At 62.6% G+C, this 20,719-nt stretch carries 16 protein-coding genes and 2 tRNA genes; 10 read left to right on the top strand and 8 right to left on the bottom strand.

Annotated elements, in window-relative coordinates:
• Nucleotides 1–62 precede the first annotated feature (62 nt).
• The gene (locus D8M21_RS00160; RefSeq protein WP_048683930.1) at nt 63–2,036 is read right to left on the bottom strand and encodes an FAD/NAD(P)-binding protein; all 1,974 of its coding nucleotides are present in this window, start codon (nt 2,034–2,036) and stop codon (nt 63–65) included.
• 118 nt (nt 2,037–2,154) lie between these two features.
• Here D8M21_RS00160 and D8M21_RS00155 point away from each other — a divergent pair.
• Together D8M21_RS00155 and D8M21_RS00150 are read left to right on the top strand one after the other, a co-directional pair.
• Nucleotides 2,155–2,246, top strand: a tRNA-Ser gene (locus D8M21_RS00155).
• A 229-nt stretch (nt 2,247–2,475) separates the two neighbouring features.
• Nucleotides 2,476–3,690, top strand: coding sequence for a glycosyltransferase (locus D8M21_RS00150; RefSeq protein WP_048683934.1), 1,215 nt, complete (start codon nt 2,476–2,478; stop codon nt 3,688–3,690).
• Here the strand turns inward: D8M21_RS00150 and D8M21_RS00145 are convergent.
• The 4 genes from D8M21_RS00145 to upp form a co-directional block, all read right to left on the bottom strand.
• Nucleotides 3,647–4,870 (bottom strand): glycosyltransferase, encoded by a 1,224-nt coding sequence (locus D8M21_RS00145; RefSeq protein ID WP_161970362.1) that lies wholly within the window; start codon nt 4,868–4,870, stop codon nt 3,647–3,649. The genes D8M21_RS00150 and D8M21_RS00145 overlap by 44 nt on opposite strands.
• A gap of 23 nt (nt 4,871–4,893) precedes the next feature.
• A complete protein-coding gene (locus D8M21_RS00140) occupies nt 4,894–5,430 on the bottom strand; it encodes a SixA phosphatase family protein (protein WP_048683939.1) in 537 nt (178 codons plus the stop codon).
• A 117-nt stretch (nt 5,431–5,547) separates the two neighbouring features.
• Nucleotides 5,548–6,354 (bottom strand): winged helix-turn-helix domain-containing protein, encoded by an 807-nt coding sequence (locus D8M21_RS00135; RefSeq protein WP_048683942.1) that lies wholly within the window; start codon nt 6,352–6,354, stop codon nt 5,548–5,550.
• A 629-nt stretch (nt 6,355–6,983) separates the two neighbouring features.
• Nucleotides 6,984–7,622, bottom strand: a complete 639-nt coding sequence (gene upp / locus D8M21_RS00130; RefSeq protein WP_048684138.1) for a uracil phosphoribosyltransferase — start codon at nt 7,620–7,622, stop codon at nt 6,984–6,986.
• Between the two features lie 30 nt (nt 7,623–7,652).
• Here upp and tadA point away from each other — a divergent pair, with 30 nt between their 5' ends.
• The 7 genes from tadA to hrpB all read left to right on the top strand — a co-directional run bounded on the left by tadA (nt 7,653) and on the right by hrpB (nt 16,178).
• On the top strand, nt 7,653–8,162 hold the full coding sequence (tadA, locus tag D8M21_RS00125) for a tRNA adenosine(34) deaminase TadA (RefSeq protein WP_048683945.1): 510 nt from the start codon (nt 7,653–7,655) through the stop codon (nt 8,160–8,162).
• A 150-nt stretch (nt 8,163–8,312) separates the two neighbouring features.
• Entirely contained in the window at nt 8,313–9,011 is a 699-nt protein-coding gene (locus D8M21_RS00120) for a hypothetical protein (protein WP_053090051.1), read from the top strand.
• Nucleotides 9,008–11,470, top strand: coding sequence for a YhgE/Pip domain-containing protein (locus D8M21_RS00115; protein WP_048683949.1), 2,463 nt, complete (start codon nt 9,008–9,010; stop codon nt 11,468–11,470). The genes D8M21_RS00120 and D8M21_RS00115 overlap by 4 nt, the downstream gene beginning before the upstream one ends.
• Entirely contained in the window at nt 11,467–12,105 is a 639-nt protein-coding gene (locus tag D8M21_RS00110) for a TetR/AcrR family transcriptional regulator (RefSeq protein WP_238650864.1), read from the top strand. The genes D8M21_RS00115 and D8M21_RS00110 overlap by 4 nt, the downstream gene beginning before the upstream one ends.
• A gap of 92 nt (nt 12,106–12,197) precedes the next feature.
• Nucleotides 12,198–12,288 (top strand) — tRNA-Ser (locus tag D8M21_RS00105).
• 348 nt (nt 12,289–12,636) lie between these two features.
• On the top strand, nt 12,637–13,575 hold the full coding sequence (locus D8M21_RS00100) for an ornithine cyclodeaminase family protein (RefSeq protein ID WP_053090052.1): 939 nt from the start codon (nt 12,637–12,639) through the stop codon (nt 13,573–13,575).
• A 35-nt stretch (nt 13,576–13,610) separates the two neighbouring features.
• Nucleotides 13,611–16,178 carry an ATP-dependent helicase HrpB gene (gene hrpB / locus D8M21_RS00095; protein WP_126855553.1) on the top strand — a complete coding sequence of 856 codons (2,568 nt, stop codon included), beginning with the start codon at nt 13,611–13,613 and terminating at the stop codon, nt 16,176–16,178.
• Nucleotides 16,179–16,245: 67 nt separating this feature from the next.
• Here the strand turns inward: hrpB and D8M21_RS00090 are convergent, their stop codons facing one another.
• A complete protein-coding gene (locus D8M21_RS00090) occupies nt 16,246–18,447 on the bottom strand; it encodes a RecQ family ATP-dependent DNA helicase (RefSeq protein WP_048683951.1) in 2,202 nt (733 codons plus the stop codon).
• A 154-nt stretch (nt 18,448–18,601) separates the two neighbouring features.
• Here D8M21_RS00090 and D8M21_RS00085 point away from each other — a divergent pair, with 154 nt between their 5' ends.
• Nucleotides 18,602–19,327, top strand: a complete 726-nt coding sequence (locus D8M21_RS00085; RefSeq protein ID WP_238650862.1) for a VTT domain-containing protein — start codon at nt 18,602–18,604, stop codon at nt 19,325–19,327.
• 72 nt (nt 19,328–19,399) lie between these two features.
• On the opposite strand, the gene D8M21_RS00080 is transcribed toward D8M21_RS00085, so the two are convergent.
• Complete coding sequence (locus D8M21_RS00080; protein ID WP_048683954.1) at nt 19,400–20,350, bottom strand: aldose 1-epimerase family protein; 951 nt, start codon at nt 20,348–20,350, stop codon at nt 19,400–19,402.
• Nucleotides 20,350–20,694: a hypothetical protein gene (locus tag D8M21_RS00075; protein ID WP_065424340.1), complete on the bottom strand. Its 345-nt coding sequence runs from the start codon at nt 20,692–20,694 to the stop codon at nt 20,350–20,352. Before D8M21_RS00075 ends, D8M21_RS00080 begins: the two co-directional genes overlap by 1 nt.
• Nucleotides 20,695–20,719: the final 25 nt, after the last annotated feature.

Below are 20,719 nucleotides of genomic sequence, written 5' to 3'. Positions count from 1 at the left end.
AAACTTGGTACGGACTGCACATTCACGCAACGCTTCGAGAATCGATATGATTCCGGTCGCCGTCACTCGAGTATTGATGCCACGATGTCGTTGGAATCCGCCACGGTGCCGGAACCGAATTCCAGCGTCGCGTCGGCCTCGGCGGCAATCGCGGTGCCCCACTGCACGGAGGAAAGCTGCAGGCCTAGCACGTAGATTCCCGCGGCTTCCTCACCGGATGCTGACACGAGCCGATAGGGCGGCGGCGTCACCTCAAGCCCCTTGGAAGGCACCGGAGCGGGAGCATCCGAGAAGTGCATCTGGTGCGGACGGGCCAGTCCATCCTCGAAGAGCCGCCCAATCAACGGTGACGTGCTGACGCGGACGTCGTTGGCGGGGGCAAGCGCCTCCACCAGCCAGTCTGAATGCACCGGTTCGTCGCGCACCCACGGGGACGAGGCGATGAAGCACCCTTCCCCGTCGTCGGCGCGGAAGACGGGGTCCGGCCCGAGGAACCGCAGCACTCCGGCCCTGGCGAGAGCCGCCATCTGCTGAATGCGCAGCGCCGGCGGTCCGGAGGCGAGCCCGTCCACGAGGCTCCCAAACCTCCTTTCCAAGCCGCGCACCCAGGATTCATCCGAAATTCCCCGGTCTCGCACGGCATACTTCACGACGGCGCGCGCTTGATTCAAGGAACCGATGGCCATCTTCAACGGGCTGTCTTCCCCACGAATCGAAGCGGACACGTCACGATCCAGGAAGTGAACCAGCGCGGCCGCGTACTCTTCGTGGCTCTCGAAGCTCTCTCCTTCAAAGGGGCGAGTCAACCGCTCCGGCGTCAGAATCCGGTTGCGGGGAATGCGTTCCGAAACGAGCCGGTCCATCTGGTTCCACCAGGTGACGTGATCGACGTCGGACAGTATCTCGTCCACGCGATCCAAGAATTCGGCAGGGTCCCCCGAAATGTCGTCTGGACTCACGCGGACGAGAGTCTTGTAGTAATTCCACTGGGCGTCGCGACGGATCAGCGGCCAATAATCGACCTCAAAGTCCACGAGGCGACCCTCAGCCCGGGCCCTCTCCTGGGTTCGATCGACGTAGGCGCGCGTGAAGAATCGGTTCTCGGTGGATTTCGGGTAATAGGTTTCGAGGAGGGCTTTGGCACGGTAAGGGGTCCCGCGTCGAGAGCCGACCCACACCTTCGGCTCACGACCGCTGGGTCGATAGATGAGCCGTTCCGAATTCTCAGAGTCGGGCTCAAAGGTTCCGCCGCGGCCCTCCGTGAGTTGGGCCAAGACATCGTGGAAATTTAGTCCCATGCCGCGCACCAAGATGTTCCGGCCGGCAGGCAAGCCTTCCCAGCGGACATCGGCGGGAACGGCCGGAGGCCAATAATGCAGTCCGCGACTTTCGGCGAATTCCATGAGATCGCGCTGGTCGTCCCGGAGGCGGGCGTCGGTGTGTCCCAAGGCCAGCACCACGGAATGCGCGGCCAAGAGGACGCCGTCGCCGAGCTCCACCTGATAGGGCCTGCTGGATTCCGAGTCGGCGGTGGTGACCCGGACGGCCTCCTGGGCATAGGTGGTCAACCGAACATTGCGCGGCAGCCCGGAACGCAGCCGGGCGAAGACATCCGTCAGGTAGGTTCCGTACAACTTGCGGGAGGGGAACCCAGTTCTGGTGAGTTCCCGCACTTCGGCCAGATCTTCATCGGAGAGCCCGATGTACGGGAAGGACGGGTCGTCCGCGACGCCGCGTCGCCATGCCTCAAAGGTCAGGCCGCTGATCTCGGGGATGGGCTCGGGATAAGAACTCCCCGCCGTCTTCACCGTGGCGTCCGAAGGAATCACCGTGGGAAAGAACGACGGCGTATTCATCAAGAACAGTCGGGACTGATCGGTCCGCCAAACGTGCCCGGCACCGGGAGGGAACGGGTCCACCAGGTGGATGTCGAGGATCTTGTGGGGGTGAGATGCTGCGTGCGCCGCGATCCTCTCCACGATCGAGAGACCACGGGGACCCGCGCCAATCACCACGATTCGATGTGTTCTTCCCATGATTACCAGAGTACTGCCCCGACTCGCGGAGGGCCTTTTGACCCGGGACGCCGATTATCGCTAAGCTAATAAGGCTGTTATGCGCCGGTCCGTGTTTCGGACGCGCGAATATCAGCGAGGAGACGTGCCAGAGCGGCCGAATGGACTTCACTGCTAATGAAGGGTCGGGGTTAAACTCGACCGGGGGTTCAAATCCCCCCGTCTCCGCCAATGTGACCCCCTAGGTTTTCGGATGTCCGAGGCCCTAGGGGGTTTTTCATTCCCACCTGCCCGGCGGTCCTCTCGGGGCCCCCACGAGGCGGAAGCACTGCCGCCGAAAGAATCCTCTAAAATCGGGGAACAGGACGGCGGCGTCCCCTCAGATCCTCCACCGACGCCCGGTCCCCTTGCACTGAACCCGTGCCACTAGGCCTGGACCTGACTCCGGAGGTAGGAACACGTGACGTCACGCGTAGCCGGAATCTATTCACCCCTCCTGAGCTCGGGAGGAGGTGCCGAGGCGACCGTCCTCCGCGCCGCCCAGGCGCTCGACGGTGGAGGTCACAGGGTCATCGTCTTTTCTCCGGGCGACGTCGACCGCGAGCGCCTCGAACGCCATTTCGGGACGACCCTGGCCAGGATCCAGTTCGTTACTCTGCCCGACGAATCAGCGCGGTGGGCTTCATTGCCGGTGGCGATTCGTCAGGCCCTCCTCGACCACCGGCGCACACGTTTTCTCCGCTCTTTCCGCCTCGGGCTGTTCGTCAACGCGGCCTTCAAGAGCAATATCCCCGGCGTCGGGGCCCACAACGTCTACTACACCCATTTTCCGCACCATCTTCGTGCGGCCTCGAACCAGCGGGTGCGATCCGCGTACTTGCGGTCGGTGAATGTGGGGCGGCGACTTGCCCTCCACCCCGGGCAGTCCACTGTGATGGACACGTACGACGTCGTCCTGGCCAATTCCGAATTTACGCAACGGAATATCGCCGCACGGTGGGGGCGCGACGCCCGCGTGGTATACCCGCCGTGTGAGATTCCGGAGACCCTGAGCCAGGAACCCCGCGACAAAACCATCGTGACCCTGGGACGTTTTCAGCCCGGCTCCCCCGGTATTCCGCACAAGAGTCAAGCGACCATGATTCGCGCCTTCCGAGAGATGCCGGATCTGCACCACGCCGGGTGGCGGCTCGTCCTCGTGGGCGCGCTCGGGGACGACGACGCAAGCCAGGACTTCTTCCGCTCCCTCATCGACTGTGCCGCTGACTCCCCAGTGGAGTTTCGCCCGAATGCTTCACGCAAAGAACTCGAGTGCACGTTGAACGGCGCCTCCGTGTACTGGCACGCGCAAGGCGTGGACGGGGACCCTGTGCGGCACCCGGAAACCCAAGAGCATTTTGGGATTGCGGTGGTCGAGGCGATGGCTCACGGGCTCGTACCGCTCGTTTATGGGTCGGCCGGTCCCCATGAAATTGTTTCTCGCCTCGACCCGGCGCTTGCGTGGCAGAGCACCGAAGAACTCAAGGCCATCACACGCGACGTCATCGACGGTGGTCAACGGTTCCATTCCGCCGTCGAAACCTACCGGGCGGCGAGGTTCTTTTCGGCGGAACGCTTCGATCGCGACTTTCTCACGGCCTGCGACGTCGATCCATCGCTTCGTACGCGCCCGTGACGATTTCTCCCCACTGGCGCACGAGGTTTTCCGGGAAGAATTGGCTAGCCACCGACTGCGCCTGATGGCCCATCTCCCGGAGTTGTTCGGGGCGGCGCAGAGAATCCGCGAGGGCCTGGGCGAAGCGGTCTTCCGTCATCGGACTCACCAGAACGCCGGCCCCTTCCGGCAGCAATCCACGCACGCCAGGTGAGCAGTCGAAGGCCACCGTAGGAACACCGGCCCGACCAGCCTCGATGATGGTCATCCCGAATCCTTCGTCCCGGCACGTCACGAGGTTGACCCTGGCGGTTTCGTAAGCCGCCTCGACGTCCTCGGTGGGCCCCTCCAGAACCACGCGATGGCCAACATTGGATTCGCGGATCTGCCGTTCCAACGCCGTCCGCTCCGGGCCGTCACCGTAAATCCGGAGCTTCCAGTGGGCCAGATCCGGGGCCTCCGTCACCTGGGCGAAGACGCGAATCATCAGGTCGAAGAGCTTCTCGTCCACGTATCTCCCGAGCGCGACGGCCTCCGGGCGGTCGTGTGCCGAGGTGCGATCCGTGGGACGGATGGGGTTTCCCACAGCCCAGCTCGGGGCATCGATGATGTGCGCGAAGAGCTCGGCGTCGCCGGCGGACAGCGCGGTGAATGCATCGAGGCCCTCACCGAATTGCCCCTCGACCATCTCCCGGAGGTTCGGCTCCACGTCCAGGCTCTCGTACTGTGCGTGATGCTGACCGATGACCGGAAATTGTCGGCCCCGCAACGATATCCCCAGGCCGTCCAACGCCAACGACGCCGCCGCGTGCGTCACGACGACGACGGTCTCGGGGCCCAAAGCATCGAAATACGCCGCGGCCCGACGTGCCACGCGGTGTCGGTCCCATCGTTTCAAGGGCCATCGCGCGGCACCGGCTGCCCGCGCCGGAATGCTGTGGCCTTCCCCGCGCACCAACGGCCGGAAATGCAAATCTTCCCGTTCAAAGACGGTCGTGGTGGGGATCTTGGGGGTGCGCGTTCCCGGTTTGACCGACACGTGCTCCACGTCCAGCCCGGCTTCTTGGAGCGCCAGGCTCAGCGTCTCGGTGGAAACGGCTCCTCCGCTAAGTTCGGGAATGCGGTGGCAGACGAAGACGACGCGTCGGCACCTCTCCGGCCACGAACGCAACTCTGCGGCGACCTCGTCGGGCTGAGTCATGTCTTCAGGTCCTTTCGGAGGCGTCATGGGTTCGTGACGAAGGCGCGCAAGACGGCGTCGGCGCCATCCAGGGCGGCCCACGGCTTATCCAGGGTCAGCACGGCGAGTCCTGCGGGAGGAAACCCGGAGGAGGCGTCCATGACAGCGTCGTAATCGGATTCGCGCGATGCCAAGTGGAGCACCGACTCCTGGACTGCGGGGAAATGCGAAATGACTAGGAGGGACTGAACCGTCTCAGGGGTCCTGCCGATCACCGACAATAAGTCGCGCGTCGGAGGGTTATAGAGCCGGTTCTCCAGGCTCGCGGTCGGCGCTTTCTCCCCCAGCGCGTCGCACACCCACGTGCACGTTTGGCGCGTTCGCAATGCAGAGGACGAGGCAATCATCTCGGGCACGACGGATTGCTCGGCCATCCACTGGCCCACCTTCGGCGCGGTCGCGTGGCCGCCTCGTGTCAAGGGGCGGTCAAAATCGCTGGTCCCCCAGGGCGGCTCGGCCTCGGCATGCCTCATAATCATGAGAATCTTGGCCTGGGAACGTGGGTCGATCAGGGGGCTCATGGTCTTCAGTCTACAAACGTGGAGTCAGCACGATGCCGCTTTAACGCAACAAGCCGGCCGGCCTCACTCGTAGACCGACCGGCTGTGCGGGGCACGCTCACGGCGCGCCGACCACCATTAGATGGAATACTCTGGGGCCGCCCAGACGACGACCTCGGGGTGCTCGTAAAAACGGTAGCCCTGGCCGCGCACGGTGCGTACCGTGTTGGACAACCGGCCCAATTTGGAACGCAACCGACGAATGTGGACGTCGATCGTGCGCTCATTGGGGGTTTCGTCCGCGTCGCGCCACAACGACTCCAAGAGCTCTTCGCGCCCCGCGGTCCGGCTGGAATTCTCGACGAGGTAGTTCAACAACTCGAATTCCTTGTACGTCAGGTTCAAGACCTCGCCATCGAGGAATACCTCGCGGCGTGACAGGTCGATCAAGACGCCGGCCGGTTGATTCGGCTTGGATTCGGAGCTGGGCATGTGCCCCAATGGGGAGGCTTCGCCCTGGGTCTTGGGAGCGGTGGGATCCCCCAAAGCATCGCGAACGACGTCGAGGTCGCTCCCTTCTGCGCCGGCAGGAGCGATGGCCACGGCGGCGTAGGACTCGGCCTGCGGAACTAGGGTCTGGGCGTAAGAACGAATATCCTGCACCATCCGAACCAAGGACGTGCCGTTCTGGGCGGCGACTTCTTCGCTGAGGCCGATGTACAGCACAAAGCCACGGGCTTCGTTATCCGTGGTTACCGGTCGCACGGTGGTTCCGTTCTCGGCATGATGGGGCGTGGCGGCGGGACTCATAGTGCGCAACGAACGATAATCCGTAGGTTCTCCCACGGCACCGCGGCCGGTAACGGCGGCCTGACGCATCGCGGGATTGGTCCCGTTCGCTCGATTCCGCTGCGAGATGTGCACATACCCGGGTACGCCTGGCATAAGATCCCCGTTTCTCCACAAACTAGAACCACGGCTTCGACCGTGGTGATGGCCCGGCCGCGGCGAGTGACACGGCCGTGCGAGCCACGACCGAACCTCCGCCATAGGATCATGCGTTCATTCCGGTTGGCGCGGACCCGCCGTTCCATGCTCTCCCGATTCACAGGTTCCCGCAAGTAACAATCATGCGAAGCGTCCACATAATAAGACCAATCGTCTCAAATATGCACAGATACGGAGATTGCCTGCATATTGACACCCCGCCTGAATCGAAGAGATTCCCGACTTTCCCCCAGAATCGGGCCAGTCCGCCGGCATTCACCAGGCGAGGAAATTTCTGCAAGCACATTCACCACCCAATGTCAACATGTTCTGAACGCATATTTTTGGGGTCCCTCAGACACCCAGGACTTCCCCAGGAAACCGGGGTTTGTCAGAACAAAACTCTCGAGTACGAATTCCGGCCCAGCCGGCACCAACCCGTTTGTTCGCATAGCGCAATCACACGAAGCCCACAGAGAGCACGCAAAAGCCCCTCTGGCCAGCACCGAAGTGCGCCAGAGGGGCTCCCAAGAGTCGGCGTGCCAACTCATGGTCAGTGGTATTTGTCACACCATGCTCGGATGGGGCTAATCAACGACGCCGTACAGCCGATCGCCTGCATCGCCCAAGCCCGGCACGATGTACGCGTTCTCATCCAATTTCTCGTCGCGTGCGGCCAGAAAAACGTCCACGTTCTCCATGCCTTCCACGCCTCGCTCGAGTGCGGCAAGACCTTCCGGCGCACCCAAAATGCACAGGCACGTGATCTGATCGGCTCCGCGGTTCCGCAAGAACTTAATGGCCTCGATCAGCGTGCCGCCGGTGGCCAGCATCGGGTCCAGGACATACACCTGACGTCCGGTCAGATCGTCGGGCAACCGTTCCGCATAGGTCACGATATCCAGGGTCTTTTCATGCCGGGCCATGCCCAGAAAGCCCACCTCTGCGGTGGGAATCAGACGAGTCATGCCTTCGAGCATGCCGAGTCCGGCACGCAAAATGGGCACGACGAGCGGCCGCGGCTTGGCGATCACGGACCCCTCGGCTTGAGCCACCGGCGTCTGCACGGTCTTGGGCTCCACGCGGATCTTTCGAGTGGCCTCATAAGCCAAGAGGGTCACCAACTCATCGACCAACTGGCGAAACTGTGGTGAGGTAGTTTCACGATCCCGCAAAACGGTGATCTTGTGGGTAACCAAAGGGTGATCCAGAATCTTGACTCGCATGGCTCCCAAACTACCGCAGAGAATGTATCCATGACGCACTTTCCACAGCTCCACGACGAGTGGATGGGATTGGCCCTGGCCGAGGCCCGAAAAACGGAAGCCTCCGCAGATGTACCCATCGGCGCAATCGTCGTGGATTCGACGGGCCAGATCGTGGGGCGTGGATATAACCGCCGTGAGGCCGACGGCGACCCCGTGGCCCACGCTGAAGTCATTGCCCTTCGCGAAGCCGCCGCCCATTTGGGCCGGTGGCGCCTGGATGACTGCACGCTCGTCGTCACCCTCGAACCGTGCACGATGTGCGCCGGGGCGACCCTGCTCGCTCGCATCCCTCGCCTGGTCATGGGCGCGTGGGACGAAAAGGCAGGGGCCGTAGGCTCGGTGTTTGATGTTCTGCGCGAACGACGTCTCAACCACTGGGTCGAGGTATTTCCTGAGGTCCGGGCCGCGGAATGCGCTTCGATGCTTCGTGAGTTTTTCGCAGGCCAACGCGATCTCCAAAACACCGAGTGGAAGGGTGCAAAGAATCACAAGGCGTAGGCCCCTCCGCCACTAGAACTGACCGGTCAGTTCAACTAAGGTCGACAACGTCCTCCCATAGCCCCGTGGGCCTCCTGCACGTTCCGTCACGTGAACACTCAGTCCCTTTTGGGCGCCTTCCTCAGATGACTCATCGCTAGGAGTAACCCCGTGCTCGAAGTCTCCGACCTTCAGTCGAAGGGACGCCACGCTCCCCTGATCTATCCGACCTCCTTTACCGTCGAACTCGGCGAAATAATCCTCGTCCAAGCCAACACCCAGCTCGAACGTTCGGCACTGTCTCTCACCTTGACCGGCCGCATGAAGCCGAGCGACGGCGTCGTCTCGTGGAACGGGAACCCCGACGGCAAAGATCTGCGGAAGATCGCCGCGATCGTGGATGCCCCCGACATCAACGAGATGGAAAGCCACATGCGTGTGCGCGACTACGTCTCCGAAATGCTTTCCTATATGCCACACCCTTTCCTGCGGCGTCCAAAAGCGAGCGCCTGGCTGGAAGACAACGGGCTCGAAGACCTCGACGACCTGTGGGATGAGCAATTGACCGGTGACCAGCGCATTCGCCTTGTCACCGCCTTGGCGCGCCATGATGAACGCGCCGATCTCTTGGTGTTCGACACCCCGTCGCGCCACGCGAACCACACCTCCGCGTGGCTTCCTTCCCTGTTCGATCTGGCACGCGATGAGGAACATCCCCGAACCGTCGTGGCGGTGGTGCCCCACATCAGCGACTCTTGGCACGGCCTTCGCGCCGTCGTCGGCGAACCCACCAGATCACCCCATGTACCGACCGATCTGAGCCTCGATGAGCTCTTTGACCCCCAGCAACTTCAGGAGACGCGCGCGTGACCGCCATTCGACTCGCCCTCAGTGAACTCAAGCGCATGACCGGCGGGGTTTTCCCCAAGCTCGTGATGGTTGCGCTGGCCTGTGTCCCGTTGCTGTACGGAGGGATCTACCTCTATTCCAACTGGGACCCTTACGGCAAGGTTGACCACGTCAGCGGCGCCATCGTCATGGAAGACGCCGGCGGCAAGGGCCCCAATGGTCAGCAGATGAACACCGGACAGAGCGTCAAAGACAAGCTCCATGACTCCGGTAATTTCGACTGGCACGACGTGTCGGACCGCGACACGGCGGTGGACCAGGTGACCAAGGGCGAAACCGACTTCGCCATCGTGATTCCCAAGGACTTCACCCAACGACTCCTCTCGACGTCCAAGTTTGCTCCGGATCAGAACGGGAAACCGGGCACGGTAGATCCACAGCAGGCGGGTCTGGAAATCGTCACCAACGACGCCAATAACTACCTTCTGACGAACATCGTGGCGAAGGCCGGAACGACAATTCGCGACCAGGTGGCCTCCGAGGTCGGGGACCAAACCGCGCAGCAAATGCTGGCGAATTTCACGGACATTCACCAACAAATGTCCAAGGCAACCGACGGTTCTCAGAAGGTTTCCGACGGCGCCGTCAATCTCTCCTCGGCTGTGAACCAGCTCAAGGACGGCACGTCGTCCCTCGCGAGTGGTGCCCAACAACTCAATGAGGGCGCACATTCGCTCGTGGACGGCGAAAACCAACTTGTCGACGGCAATGCCCAAGCCGTTTCCGGAGCGAAGCAGCTCGATGACGGCGCCCAGCAGCTCAACGGCGGCGCCACGACTCTCGCCCAGGGGACCCAGGGGCTAGCCGACGGGTCCGCGCAGTTGAAGGACGGCACCTCAACCCTCGCCGGCGGCTCATCACAGCTCGCGGACGGGACATCGAAGCTGTCCGACGGCGCCGGCCAGCTCTCCCAGGGAGTCTCCTCCCTGAATCAGCAGGTTCAGGAATCGGGCATTCAGAATCTGGGCAACGATCTGACCACCATGTGTCGCGATCTCTCGTCGGTGAATACCTCAGAGCCGAGCGGCCGGCTCGGTAGCGACGTCTCCAACGCGGTGGTTTCCGAGGTCGGATCCGCGACTACGGAACAGGTCAATGCGCTGGTCAAGCAGGGTATTTTGACGCAAGACCAAGCGGACAAGGTCGTGGCCTCGGTGTCGGGGCAGGCCACCAAGGACCGCGTGGCCAACGCCGCGACGGGTCAACTCGATTCCGTCGAGAACACCGACCAAGCAGCCGCGTTGCAAAAGCTCCGGGATTCCTCGTGCGCCAGCGATGGCACCTCAACCGTCGCCGGGAAGATCTCCCAGCTCACCGGGGGCATCGCCCAGCTCAACGACGGAGCCGCAGGAGTTGCCGACGGCGCCAAGAACGCCAACGACGCCGCCCAGCAGCTTTCCTCCGGGGCCAGCACTCTCGACCAGAAGACGGGCGAACTCGCGGACGGCGCTACCAAGGTCAACGACGGCGCTCAGAGCCTGAAGTCCGGCGCCGGGACCCTCGCGGGATCCACGGGCCAGCTGGTTCAGGGCTCCCAGACCCTCTACGACAACCAGGTTTCCGCTCGCGACGGCGCGCAGAAACTTGCCGACGGCACCGACCAAGCGGTGCAGGGTTCCTCGCAAGTTGACGAGGGAGCGGGACAGATCCAGGGCGGCTCAGGACAGCTCGTGGACGGTTCGCAGAATCTGACCAAGGGGCTCCGGGACGGCACCAATAAGGTCCCCAACCTCGACGAAAAGCAACAATCCTCGCTGGCATCGGTCATGTCCGACCCCGTGACGGACGACCACAATTCTCTGGCCTCGGCCCGAAATTACGGCGAGGGCATGGGGCCGTTCTTCATCGTCTTGGCGCTCTGGATCGGTGTGCTCATGTCAGGCCAATTCTTGCGGGCCAGCAATAGTCGAGCCTTGGCTTCCGGAACGTCGAGTTTCCGCGTGGCCCTTGGCTCGTGGGGACCGTTCGCCGTCGTATCCGTGGCGCAGACGGTGGTGCTGTTCGCCGTCGTCCTCTTTGGTCTCGGATTCGAAATGACCCATCCGTGGCTGACGTTCTGGTTCCTTCTCCTGACCTCTATGACCTTCAGTGCGCTGGGACAAGGGTTGATCTCCCTGTTCGGTTCACCTGGCAAACTCATGGTGTTGATCTTGCTGATCGTTCAGCTGGTGACCTGTGGTGGCATGATGCCGTACGAGACGTTGCCGGAGCCGCTCAAGTGGCTGCATCACGTGCTTCCCATGGGATACGCACTGACCGGTGTCCGACGCCTGGCCTACGGCATCAATGAAGGATCGGTGCCTATGCTGGTACTAATCCTCGTGGGCTTCCTGATCCTCGGCGTCGCGATTAGCCTCCTCGGTTCCATCAAGAGTCGGACATGGACGCTCGCCAAGCTGCACCCGGAGGTTGAACTGTGACGACGCACCGCACGGTAGAAGATGCGCCCCCGTCGACCATCAAACGTCGACCCGGCAGGACGTCACGGACGCAGCTCAAGCTCTTTGAATCGGCCATGGTCATCATGAGCGAGAAGGGTCCCACTGCCACCACGGTCGACGAGATCGCGGCCAAGGCGGGCGTTTCCAAGGGCACGGTGTACTACAACTTCGGCTCCAAGAAGTCGATGGTGGATGGCCTGCTCCGATACGGGGTCAAGCTGGTGTTGGAATCCATCGACGACGCCGTAGAAGACGTCTCGGATCCACGGGACCGCCTCCTCCGGGCCACGATCGCGGCCCTGCGCTTTTTGGAATCGCAACCCGGGTTCGCGAGGCTCGCCGTAGCGGAAATGTGGCGCCCCAACGACGTCGCCAATTCCGAGGTCCTGTCGGAGCAGCGAGGCGTCATCATCGATCGAGTCACCGAGTTGGTCGAGGATCTGCGCCGGTCCTACGAGCTATCCCCGACGCCGGACAGCACCTCGATCGCGGTCGCCATTTTCGGCGCGACGTTTATGCTCGCCATGGACCGGGAGATGAACCATTCGACCCGGACCACGCAAGACGCCGCCCGCGCCGTGTCTAAGCTCGTCGACGGCTACATCGTGGCGTAGGCCTTGGGTGATCAAAGCAACAGGTGTGCGGCTACGATTATGAGCCCCTCAAGTTGAGGAGTCCCCGCTGAATCGGTAAAGTAACCGAAGTTGGTGACGTGTCCGAGCGGCCGAAGGTGCGACACTCGAAATGTCGTGTACGGTAACCCCGTACCGAGGGTTCAAATCCCTCCGTCACCGCCAGCTTGAAGGCCCCTACCGCCCCGGAATCCGGGTGGGTAGGGGTCTTATTTTTACCTGAACAAGGTGTACTTTCCATGCCAAGGGGAAAATTCATATTTGAGGTATGGTCTGGCAGCCACCATAGATTGACCACCTTTTCCGGGACTTCGCCGCGTCAGGGCAACCAAACCTTTACCCTCATGACGAAGCGGCACCCCCTCTTGAGGGAACCGGCCGCCCCGTTCCGCTGACCGGTGAAGTTATTAACATGTTCCGTCCCGCCGCACACGGCACGAGCCAAGATGGGTAGACTCGCATCGCAGTCCATCGCATCATCGGCCACCTCGAAATGAGGGCCGTGGAGGTTTCATGTCTGAGTTGTCGACTCCCGATATTCGTACCGTCAACGCCGAACAGGTCTTGGCCCACTTACCCATGAGGGCAGCGGTGGATGCACTGAAACAGGCACTAGCGCAAGGTTTCGATCCCTCGCGCGCCCACCCGCGCACTTCAGCGGAGTTGAACCGGGGCGAGTTCCTCATGATGCCCAGCGAGAACGGCGACTACGCCGGCGTCAAAATTCTCACGGTTGCCCCCGAGAATCCCCAGCGTGGCCTGCCAAAAATCCAGGGACAGTACCTCCTCTTCGACTCTGAAACGATGGCACCTCTGGCACTCATCGACGGCGTCGCTCTCACGGCCATCCGTACGCCCGCGGTCTCCGCTTTGGGAGTGGATATCTTGGCCGCCCCCGATGCCACCGATCTTCTGGTCTTCGGCACCGGCCCCCAGGCCGAATACCACGTTCGTGCGGTCGCCGCCGTCCGAGAAATTTCCCGGGTCGGCATCGTGGGGCGCAGCGGAAATAAAACGGATCGGCTGGTCGCGGCCCTCAACTCCGAAGGATTCAACGCCCGAGCAGCGTCAGAGGACGACGTCGCCTCCGCCGACATCATCACCTGCTGCACCTCAGCCAGCGAACCCCTCTTCGACGGGGACTCTGTGCAGGACGGCGCCGTGGTCGTCGCGATGGGTTCTCATAGCCCAGACGCCCGGGAAACTGACGATGCATTGGCCCGCCGAGCAGCCTTTTACGTCGAAGACGTCGACACCGCGATGCGTGAAGCGGGCGACGCCGTCATTGCGGTCAAACGCCATCTCATCCGTGAGAACGACCTCCGCGACCTCTCGACGATGGTTACCGAGGATCGCCGCACCACCGCTCGCCCGGCACTGTTCAAGACCGTGGGCATGGGCTGGGAAGACCTCGTGACCGCAAAGGCTCTCTTCGAAAACCTCCCTGGTTAGTTCTGACCCACCGTATTCGGTGGCTTTCACCTGACATGAAGTCCTTCCCCCTCGATCGCATCGCCCAGGGTCTCCCCGCGCGCCAGCTCATTCCCACCATGACCGGCTGGTGGCGAGATGAATCCGTGACCCGCGCCGTGGTCGAAGCACCACCGGGGTCTGGAAAGACCACCGTCATCCCACCGCTCATGGCGGAACTCGCAGCCCGTCCAGCCGGCTCAGACGGAGCACCGAAAAAGGTGCTGGTCACACAACCACGAAGGATCGCCGCGCGGTCGGCCGCGCACCGTCTTGCTCAGCTTTCGGGAACGGCCCCCGGGGAGCTCAGCGGGTACACGATCCGTGGGGAACGGAAGCATTCGGCGTCGACGCGCGTGGAGTTCGTGACCACCGGTGTTTTACTTCGCCGTTTGATCCGCAATCCCGAACTCGAGGACGTCGCGTGCATCGTGCTAGACGAGGTCCACGAGCGACACCTTGACTCTGACCTCGCCGTCGGGATGGTCACGCAACTCGCTCAGATGCGCGACGACCTTTCCGTTGTTGCCATGTCGGCGACCCTTGATGCACGGCGTTGGGCCGACTTACTCGGGTCTGAGGACCAGCCCGCCCGGATCGCTTCGGCCGAAGTGCGCACGCACGAATTGACGGAGTCGTGGGCACCGTCGTCTGAGCCCGCCCTCGACATCCGCGGCGTCACGCCCGGTTTTCTGACGCACGTTGCGGAGACGACTGCATTTCACTTGGGTTCGACCGACGGCGACCTCTTGCTCTTCCTCCCGGGGTCCCGCGAAATCGACAAGGTGACCGCTCTCCTCCGCCAACGTGTGCCCGACGACGTCGAGGTGCTCCGGCTGACGGGGCGGACTCCGTCAGCCGAGCAGCAACGCATCATGTCCGAAGCGGGGTTCGGGACGCGCCCCCGCCGGATCATCGTTTCGACCAACGTGGCCGAATCCGCGATCACGGTCCCCGGAGTGCGCCTCGTCGTCGATGCGGGGCTCGATCGCCAGCAGCGTTTCGACACCGTTCGCGGCATGAGCGGCCTCGTCACCGTGGGTGCTTCTAAAGATTCGATGGTTCAGCGCGGTGGACGCGCGGCCCGCGAGGCTCCGGGGACCGTGGTGCGATGCATGAGCCCGGCCGAATTTTCCGCCCGGCCCGCCTCCGCGCCGCCGGAAATTGCTACGAGCGATCTCACCTCCGCCGCCCTCGATCTGGCCTGTTGGGGAGCTCCGGGAGGACGCGGTTTGCGACTTCCTGATCCCCTTCCGGAGCGTGCCTATGCACGGGCCCGCAAACTGTTGCAAGCCCTCGGAGCAATGGACGACGACGAACAAGCCACGGCTACGGGTCGCCGCCTCGCCGAGGTTCCCACCGATCCTCGGCTTGCGAGGGCGCTTTTCGATGGTGCCGACATGGTCGGGGCGCGGGCCTCGGCGGAAGTCCTTGCCACCATTGGTTCGGATGATCGCGCACCGGGAGCGGATCTATGGGCATCAGTCCGCAGCTTCCAATGCTCAGGGTCCGGGTCGTGGCGGCGCGAGGTCGACAAATTGATGGATGAAGTTGAGGCCCAGCCCACCGGCGAGCGCGCCACGGAAGAATCCACCGCATGGGTGACCGCCCTCGCCTTTCCCGACCGCATCGCCCGACGACGTGGCGGAAGCGACGAATACCTCATGACCTCCGGCCATGGGGCTGCCCTGCCCCCTGGTTCGGGACTCACGGGTCAGGAATGGTTGGCCGTGGCCGAAGTTGCCCTGGTCAATGGTTCGCCCGTCATTCGTGCGGCCGCAGTACTCGACGAAGAAACTGCGATGCTGGCCGGCTCCGAAATGCTCCGCGAAGAAGAGGTTGCCACCTTCTCCGAGACACGCGGAGGAGGCAGGATCATATCGCGTACGGTTGCGGCGCTAGGGGCGATCGAACTCTCCTCGACGCCGCGGCCGCCCTCCCCAGAAGCAGGCCGTCGTGCAGTGCGGGACGCGATCAGGCGCACGGGTTTTGAACGATTCCTCGCGCCCTCCCCGGCCTTCGAATCGCTCCGGGCACGCATGGGCCTGCTCCATGCGATCTACGGCGATCCGTGGCCACGAGTCGATCTCGAGACCCTCGCATCCTCTGCAGATTCCTGGCTCGGCCAGGCACTTGACCGCATCGCAGCAGGTGCCGCACCGGCTTCTACCGATACGGTTTCGGCGCTCAGAGGGCTCCTGCCGTGGCCAGAAGCGTCCCGAATGGACGACCTCGTTCCGGAACGGCTGACAGTTCCCAGTGGTGCTTCGGTCCGTCTGAACTACCCAGCCCCTGAAGAACACGACCCGGACATCAGCCCACCCGTACTGGCCGTGAAATTACAAGAATGCTTCGGTTGGGCATCGGGACCGACGATCTGTGACGGCCGCGTACCGGTGGTGCTTCATCTACTGTCTCCGGCGCGGCGACCGCTCGCCGTCACCCAGGACCTCACCAATTTCTGGACCAACGTGTATCCACAAGTTCGCGCGGAGAACCGAGGCAGATACATCAAACATCCTTGGCCGGAAGACCCTTGGAACGCCACGGCGACGGCGAAGACCAAACGCGCTTCAGGAGGCTAGACACGCTCCGTTGAGCCGATTCGAGGTCCAGCGGTTGAGCCCGTACGGCGCAGCCGGCCACACGAGTTCACCCCTGCAACGCCAGCGCGAACGGCAACACGCCATCGGCACCGGCCCGATGGAGCTCACGACCGGCCACCGTCATAGTCCAGCGCGAGTCCACAAGATCATCCACCAAGAGCACCGGCCCCCGAAGCTCGGCCAATCCGGCGGCCAGATCCGCTCCCACTCGGAACTTTCCCCACACACTGGCTGCGCTAAATGCACTGTTTCCGCCTCGACGGTCGGTGGCGGATTCGCTCTGGGGAGCGAGCTCGAGTTGTCCCAGGTACGGCAATCGCCCGGCGGCGGATAGCCCCTGGGCCAGGGAGTCCACAAGCTGGGGTCGCGATCTCGACGGTATGGCCACGACGGCCGAGGGGCGGCGCGACCAGTCCCATTCGGCGAGAACCCCTATGCAGGCTTTTCCGACGTCTGCCGGAACCTCGCCGTCGATGGGATGGCCGGCCTCGTCCGCGGCGAAGATTTCCCGAAGCCGGTTGCCCCACCCGAGATCGGTGAGTCTAGCCAAAACACGGCCTCGTTCCACCCGCTCCGCCTCGGGGATCTTGCCCTTGTGATCGATTCCGAGCTTGGGGAGTCCGCTCGGCCACTGAGCCCGCGGCTCTATCGGAACGCCGACCTTCACAAGACCGTTTTTGGCCCGACGAGACGATTCCACGTCGATTTCGCTCGGGTACCACGGACCTGCGCAGACGTCGCACCTCCCGCAGGGTTCCGCGGTGTCGTCGTCCAGCTGGTCGGCAAGGAATTGCATGCGGCATTGGGTGCCCGCTTCGTAATCAAGCATGGCCGTTTGCTCACGACGCCGTGCCTCGGCGATGCGTTCGTACCTTTCGGCGTCATAGGCCCACTGACGACCGGTTGCTTCCCAACCGCCTTGGACGCGCTCGACGGCGTCCTCCACGGAAAGAACCTTGAGGAGTAGTTCCAAGGAGGTTCGTTTCACGTTGACGGCTGACTCTAGTGCAGCCACGGATAACGGCCGACCAGCGTTCTGAAGCGCCGCGAGAACCGCCTCAGCGTTCTCACGAGTGGGCATGGAAGCGGTGGCGAAGTACTTCCAAATCTCCGGATCCTCACGTCCAGGCAGAAGCAAGACGTCGGCACTCTCCGTTGCGCGCCCCGCGCGACCTACTTGTTGGTAATAAGCAACCGGCGACGACGGCGCTCCCAAATGGACGACGAATCCAAGATCCGGCTTGTCGAACCCCATGCCGAGGGCGCTCGTTGCGACCAATGCCTTGACGTCGTTACGCTTCAGAGCCTCCTCGGCCTCTTCGCGCTCTCCGGTATCGGTGCGACCCGTGTAAGAACGAACCACATAACCGGACTCCGCAAGAATGCGGGCTGTGTCCTCGGCGGCCGAAATGGTCAGGGCATACACGATGCCACTCCCGGGAAGGTCTTTTAGATGCTCCAATAACCAGGCGATCCGGGACGCATTGTCTGGGAGGTTCAGAACCCCCAGACGCAGGCTTGCCCGCGACAGGGGCCCACGCAACGTGAACACCCCTTGCCTCTCGGAAGCTGCACGGTCGCCGGAGGTTTCCGCGTCGCCTCGTTCTTGAGAGGGGAGCGTGACCCCAAGCTGTTCCTGAATATCGGCGACGACTCGGCTATTGGCCGTCGCCGTGGTCGCCAACACCGGAACCCTGGAGGGAAGTCGGCCAATCAGGTCTCGTATCCGGCGATAGTCCGGTCGAAAATCATGGCCCCAATCCGAAATGCAATGAGCCTCGTCAATCACCAGGAGGGAACAACTTTTCATCAGGGAGGGCATCCACTCGTCCCGGAAACGCGGATTGTTCAGACGTTCCGGGCTGACGAGCAGTACATCCAATGTTCCCGCCTCGATGTCGGCGCGAATCTCATTCCACTCGGTCGCATTCGCCGAGTTCACCGCGGCTGCGCGAACACCGGCGCGTTCGGCCGCCGCCACTTGATCACGCATGAGCGCAAGCAGTGGCGAAACGATCAGTGCTGGACCACCACCGAACTTCCGCATCAAGAGTGAAGAAATGAAGTACACGGCGGATTTGCCCCAGCCAGTTCGCTGAATCACCAAGGCACGTGCTCGTTCCTCCACGAGCGCACGAATGGATTCGAACTGTCCCGGGTGGAAACGCGCGTCGTTTCGGCCAGTCAGAGCGCGAAGGTGGGCGACAGCTTGATCGTAAAGCTCGGAATCCTGGGGTGCGATGCTCATGCCTCCATCCTGACAGAGTCAGGGTCCGGCACAGATCACCCTGTGGATATCGTGGATTCCGCTGGGTTTTGGCAAGATTTGCACAGCCCCTACCTAGGTTCCCTCCAGTAGACTGTCCTCGGCGTTCCCCTCTTCTCCGACACAAGGTAAGTGCATGTCAGTCATCGCAGTTCTCGATAGCCATCTGCCCCATCACCTTTCCATGCTCAACGCGATCCCCGCACCGACCTTGAACCTGTTGGGATTCAACCTCGAGGACATTCTTGCCAACGCGGGTCCCTGGGTGCTCGGCCTCGTCACGCTGATGGTGTTTATCGAATCCGGTGTGCTATTTCCCTTCCTCCCGGGCGACTCCCTGCTGTTCACGACGGGTCTTCTGCATCAGCAGTTGGGCCTGAACCTGTGGGTCCTTCTCGTATCGGTTTCCGTCGCCGCCGTCCTCGGCGACCAAGTCGGCTACATGCTCGGGCACTTCTTCGGTCGCCGTCTGTTTTCGGAAAGGGGCAGAATCCTCAATTACGCAAACTTGGATCGCGCCCACGCATTCTTCGACAAGTACGGCGGCAAGGCCCTCATCCTCGCTCGCTTCGTGCCCATCGTTCGCACCTACGTCCCGCTGGCCGCGGGCATCGCGAAGTACCGCTACGCCGACTTTGCAAAATGGAACATCGTCGGTGCCCTGCTGTGGTGCTTCCTCTTGACGTTTGCCGGCGTTTGGCTCGGAAACGTCACGTTTATCCGTGAGCACGTGGACATGATCGTGATCGCTCTGGTTCTCCTCTCGATCATCCCGATCGGCGTCGAAGTGGCCCGCGAGCGGAACAAGGCCAAGCGTCGGGAAGCCGAGCTGTCCGACGGACCAGCATCGAGCGAGCAGTAACTCCGACGACGACGTCCTCAGGACACCACAAAGCGGCGGCACCCTCAGCGGTGCCGCCGCTTTGTTGTTGTATTAGCCGTGTACTTGGCCCACTATCGGCCCGATACGCCACCAGGCTCGGTGAGAATCACCCGGCTCCAGAATCGTGAGATTGCACCCCGAGCGGAAGGCATCGGCCGGCGCGGTCATCGGTTCAACCGCGACGGCCCGGCGACCAGGCACTCCCTCCGGCTGGTCGTCCGTGTACACCTGAATCCAGTGAATCGCGGGACCGCACTCGAGGAAGACTCCATGTCCGCTGTTCGTGGTCAATTCACAACGGAAGCTGCCTCCTCCGGGACGAGCGATTGCCCCAAAGGCATGGTCAAACCGTTGCTGCCCCATCAGTCGCCCATCGCGAAGATCGAATTCCGTTCCGTGTACCGTGCGGACTTCCATGGGGAGGAGTCTCTCCGGATCCACCTCAAGATATTCTTCGGCGGGAATTTTCAGGCTCCATGTATCGAGGGCCTCGGGAGTCAGGCAATCTCCACCATCGGCCACCAGATACGGGTGGCCAGCGACGGCGTAGGGCGCGGGCTCGGCGCCCTCGTTGGTGGCCTCTACGGACCATTCCAAACCACCCTCAGCCAACTCATACCGGGCCTTGAGGCGCACCTCGAACGGATACCCAGGCTGCGGAACTAGGTCCAAGGACAGCGTGACGGCGTCAGAAGACTTCTCGACGACGTTCCACCGCTCCCACAGAGCGAGTCCGTGAGCCGCGTTGTGGCGTTCCGGCTCGGTCAAGGGGAGCTGGTGGGTCCGTCCCCCAAAGGTGTAGTTGCCGTCCCGGATTCGGTTCGGCCACGGAGCCAGAATTGCTCCGTTACACCCTTCTCGGGGCCCACCTGGCGGGGTGGTTCGCACCAAGGACCCCGAGGGGCCCTCCAAAGAGACCAGGCTGGCACCCACCTCGGCTATCGCCGCGGTAAACCCATGGCCGGATATCTCGTGAAGGGCCCCCTGATAGGCGCCGGGCACTAGTCCAGTTTCCCTTCGCCTTCTGCCTTCTTGATGTCGACTGCCTCGGCGCTGGCGATGATGTCCTCCTCCGGAACCGGAGCAAGCCGATCCCAGACGAAGAACAGCACGCCCGCCACGAGCATCGATGCTCCGGTCCAGAGGTTGATGTGAATGCCACCGGTCTTCGCGACGTCGTCGGCCGGGTTAATGATTCCCATCAGGGTCACCAAAACCCCGTAAATCAGGAAGAGACCACCAATGATGCGGCGTAGGTCGGTCCGTCGGGTGTACTGGATGAGATCTTTCTTCTCGCCTTCGCTCAATTGCACAAGGTCGGGAGTCTCAGAAACGTTATCGCTCATCGTATTTCTCCTAGTCAGTGCGAAT

This window comes from Kocuria sp. HSID16901, from assembly GCF_003989425.1.
In the GTDB taxonomy this organism is placed as follows: domain Bacteria; phylum Actinomycetota; class Actinomycetes; order Actinomycetales; family Micrococcaceae; genus Rothia; species Rothia massiliensis.
Note: the sequence above shows the minus strand (reverse complement) of the source record. Positions and strands in the feature narration are given on the sequence as shown.

Bases quoted from the DNA above. Each gene is read 5' to 3' on its own strand.
- D8M21_RS00160 (WP_048683930.1), bottom strand. From the start codon at position 2,036: ATGGGAAGAACACATCGAATCGTGGTGATTGGCGCGGGTCCCCGTGGT.
- D8M21_RS00145 (WP_161970362.1), bottom strand. From the start codon at position 4,870: ATGACTCAGCCCGACGAGGTCGCCGCAGAGTTGCGTTCGTGGCCGGAG.
- D8M21_RS00140 (WP_048683939.1), bottom strand. From the start codon at position 5,430: ATGAGCCCCCTGATCGACCCACGTTCCCAGGCCAAGATTCTCATGATT.
- D8M21_RS00135 (WP_048683942.1), bottom strand. From the start codon at position 6,354: ATGCCAGGCGTACCCGGGTATGTGCACATCTCGCAGCGGAATCGAGCG.
- upp (WP_048684138.1), bottom strand. From the start codon at position 7,622: ATGCGAGTCAAGATTCTGGATCACCCTTTGGTTACCCACAAGATCACC.
- tadA (WP_048683945.1), top strand. From the start codon at position 7,653: ATGACGCACTTTCCACAGCTCCACGACGAGTGGATGGGATTGGCCCTG.
- D8M21_RS00100 (WP_053090052.1), top strand. From the start codon at position 12,637: ATGTCTGAGTTGTCGACTCCCGATATTCGTACCGTCAACGCCGAACAG.
- hrpB (WP_126855553.1), top strand. From the start codon at position 13,611: ATGAAGTCCTTCCCCCTCGATCGCATCGCCCAGGGTCTCCCCGCGCGC.
- D8M21_RS00090 (WP_048683951.1), bottom strand. From the start codon at position 18,447: ATGAGCATCGCACCCCAGGATTCCGAGCTTTACGATCAAGCTGTCGCC.
- D8M21_RS00085 (WP_238650862.1), top strand. From the start codon at position 18,602: ATGTCAGTCATCGCAGTTCTCGATAGCCATCTGCCCCATCACCTTTCC.
- D8M21_RS00075 (WP_065424340.1), bottom strand. From the start codon at position 20,694: ATGAGCGATAACGTTTCTGAGACTCCCGACCTTGTGCAATTGAGCGAA.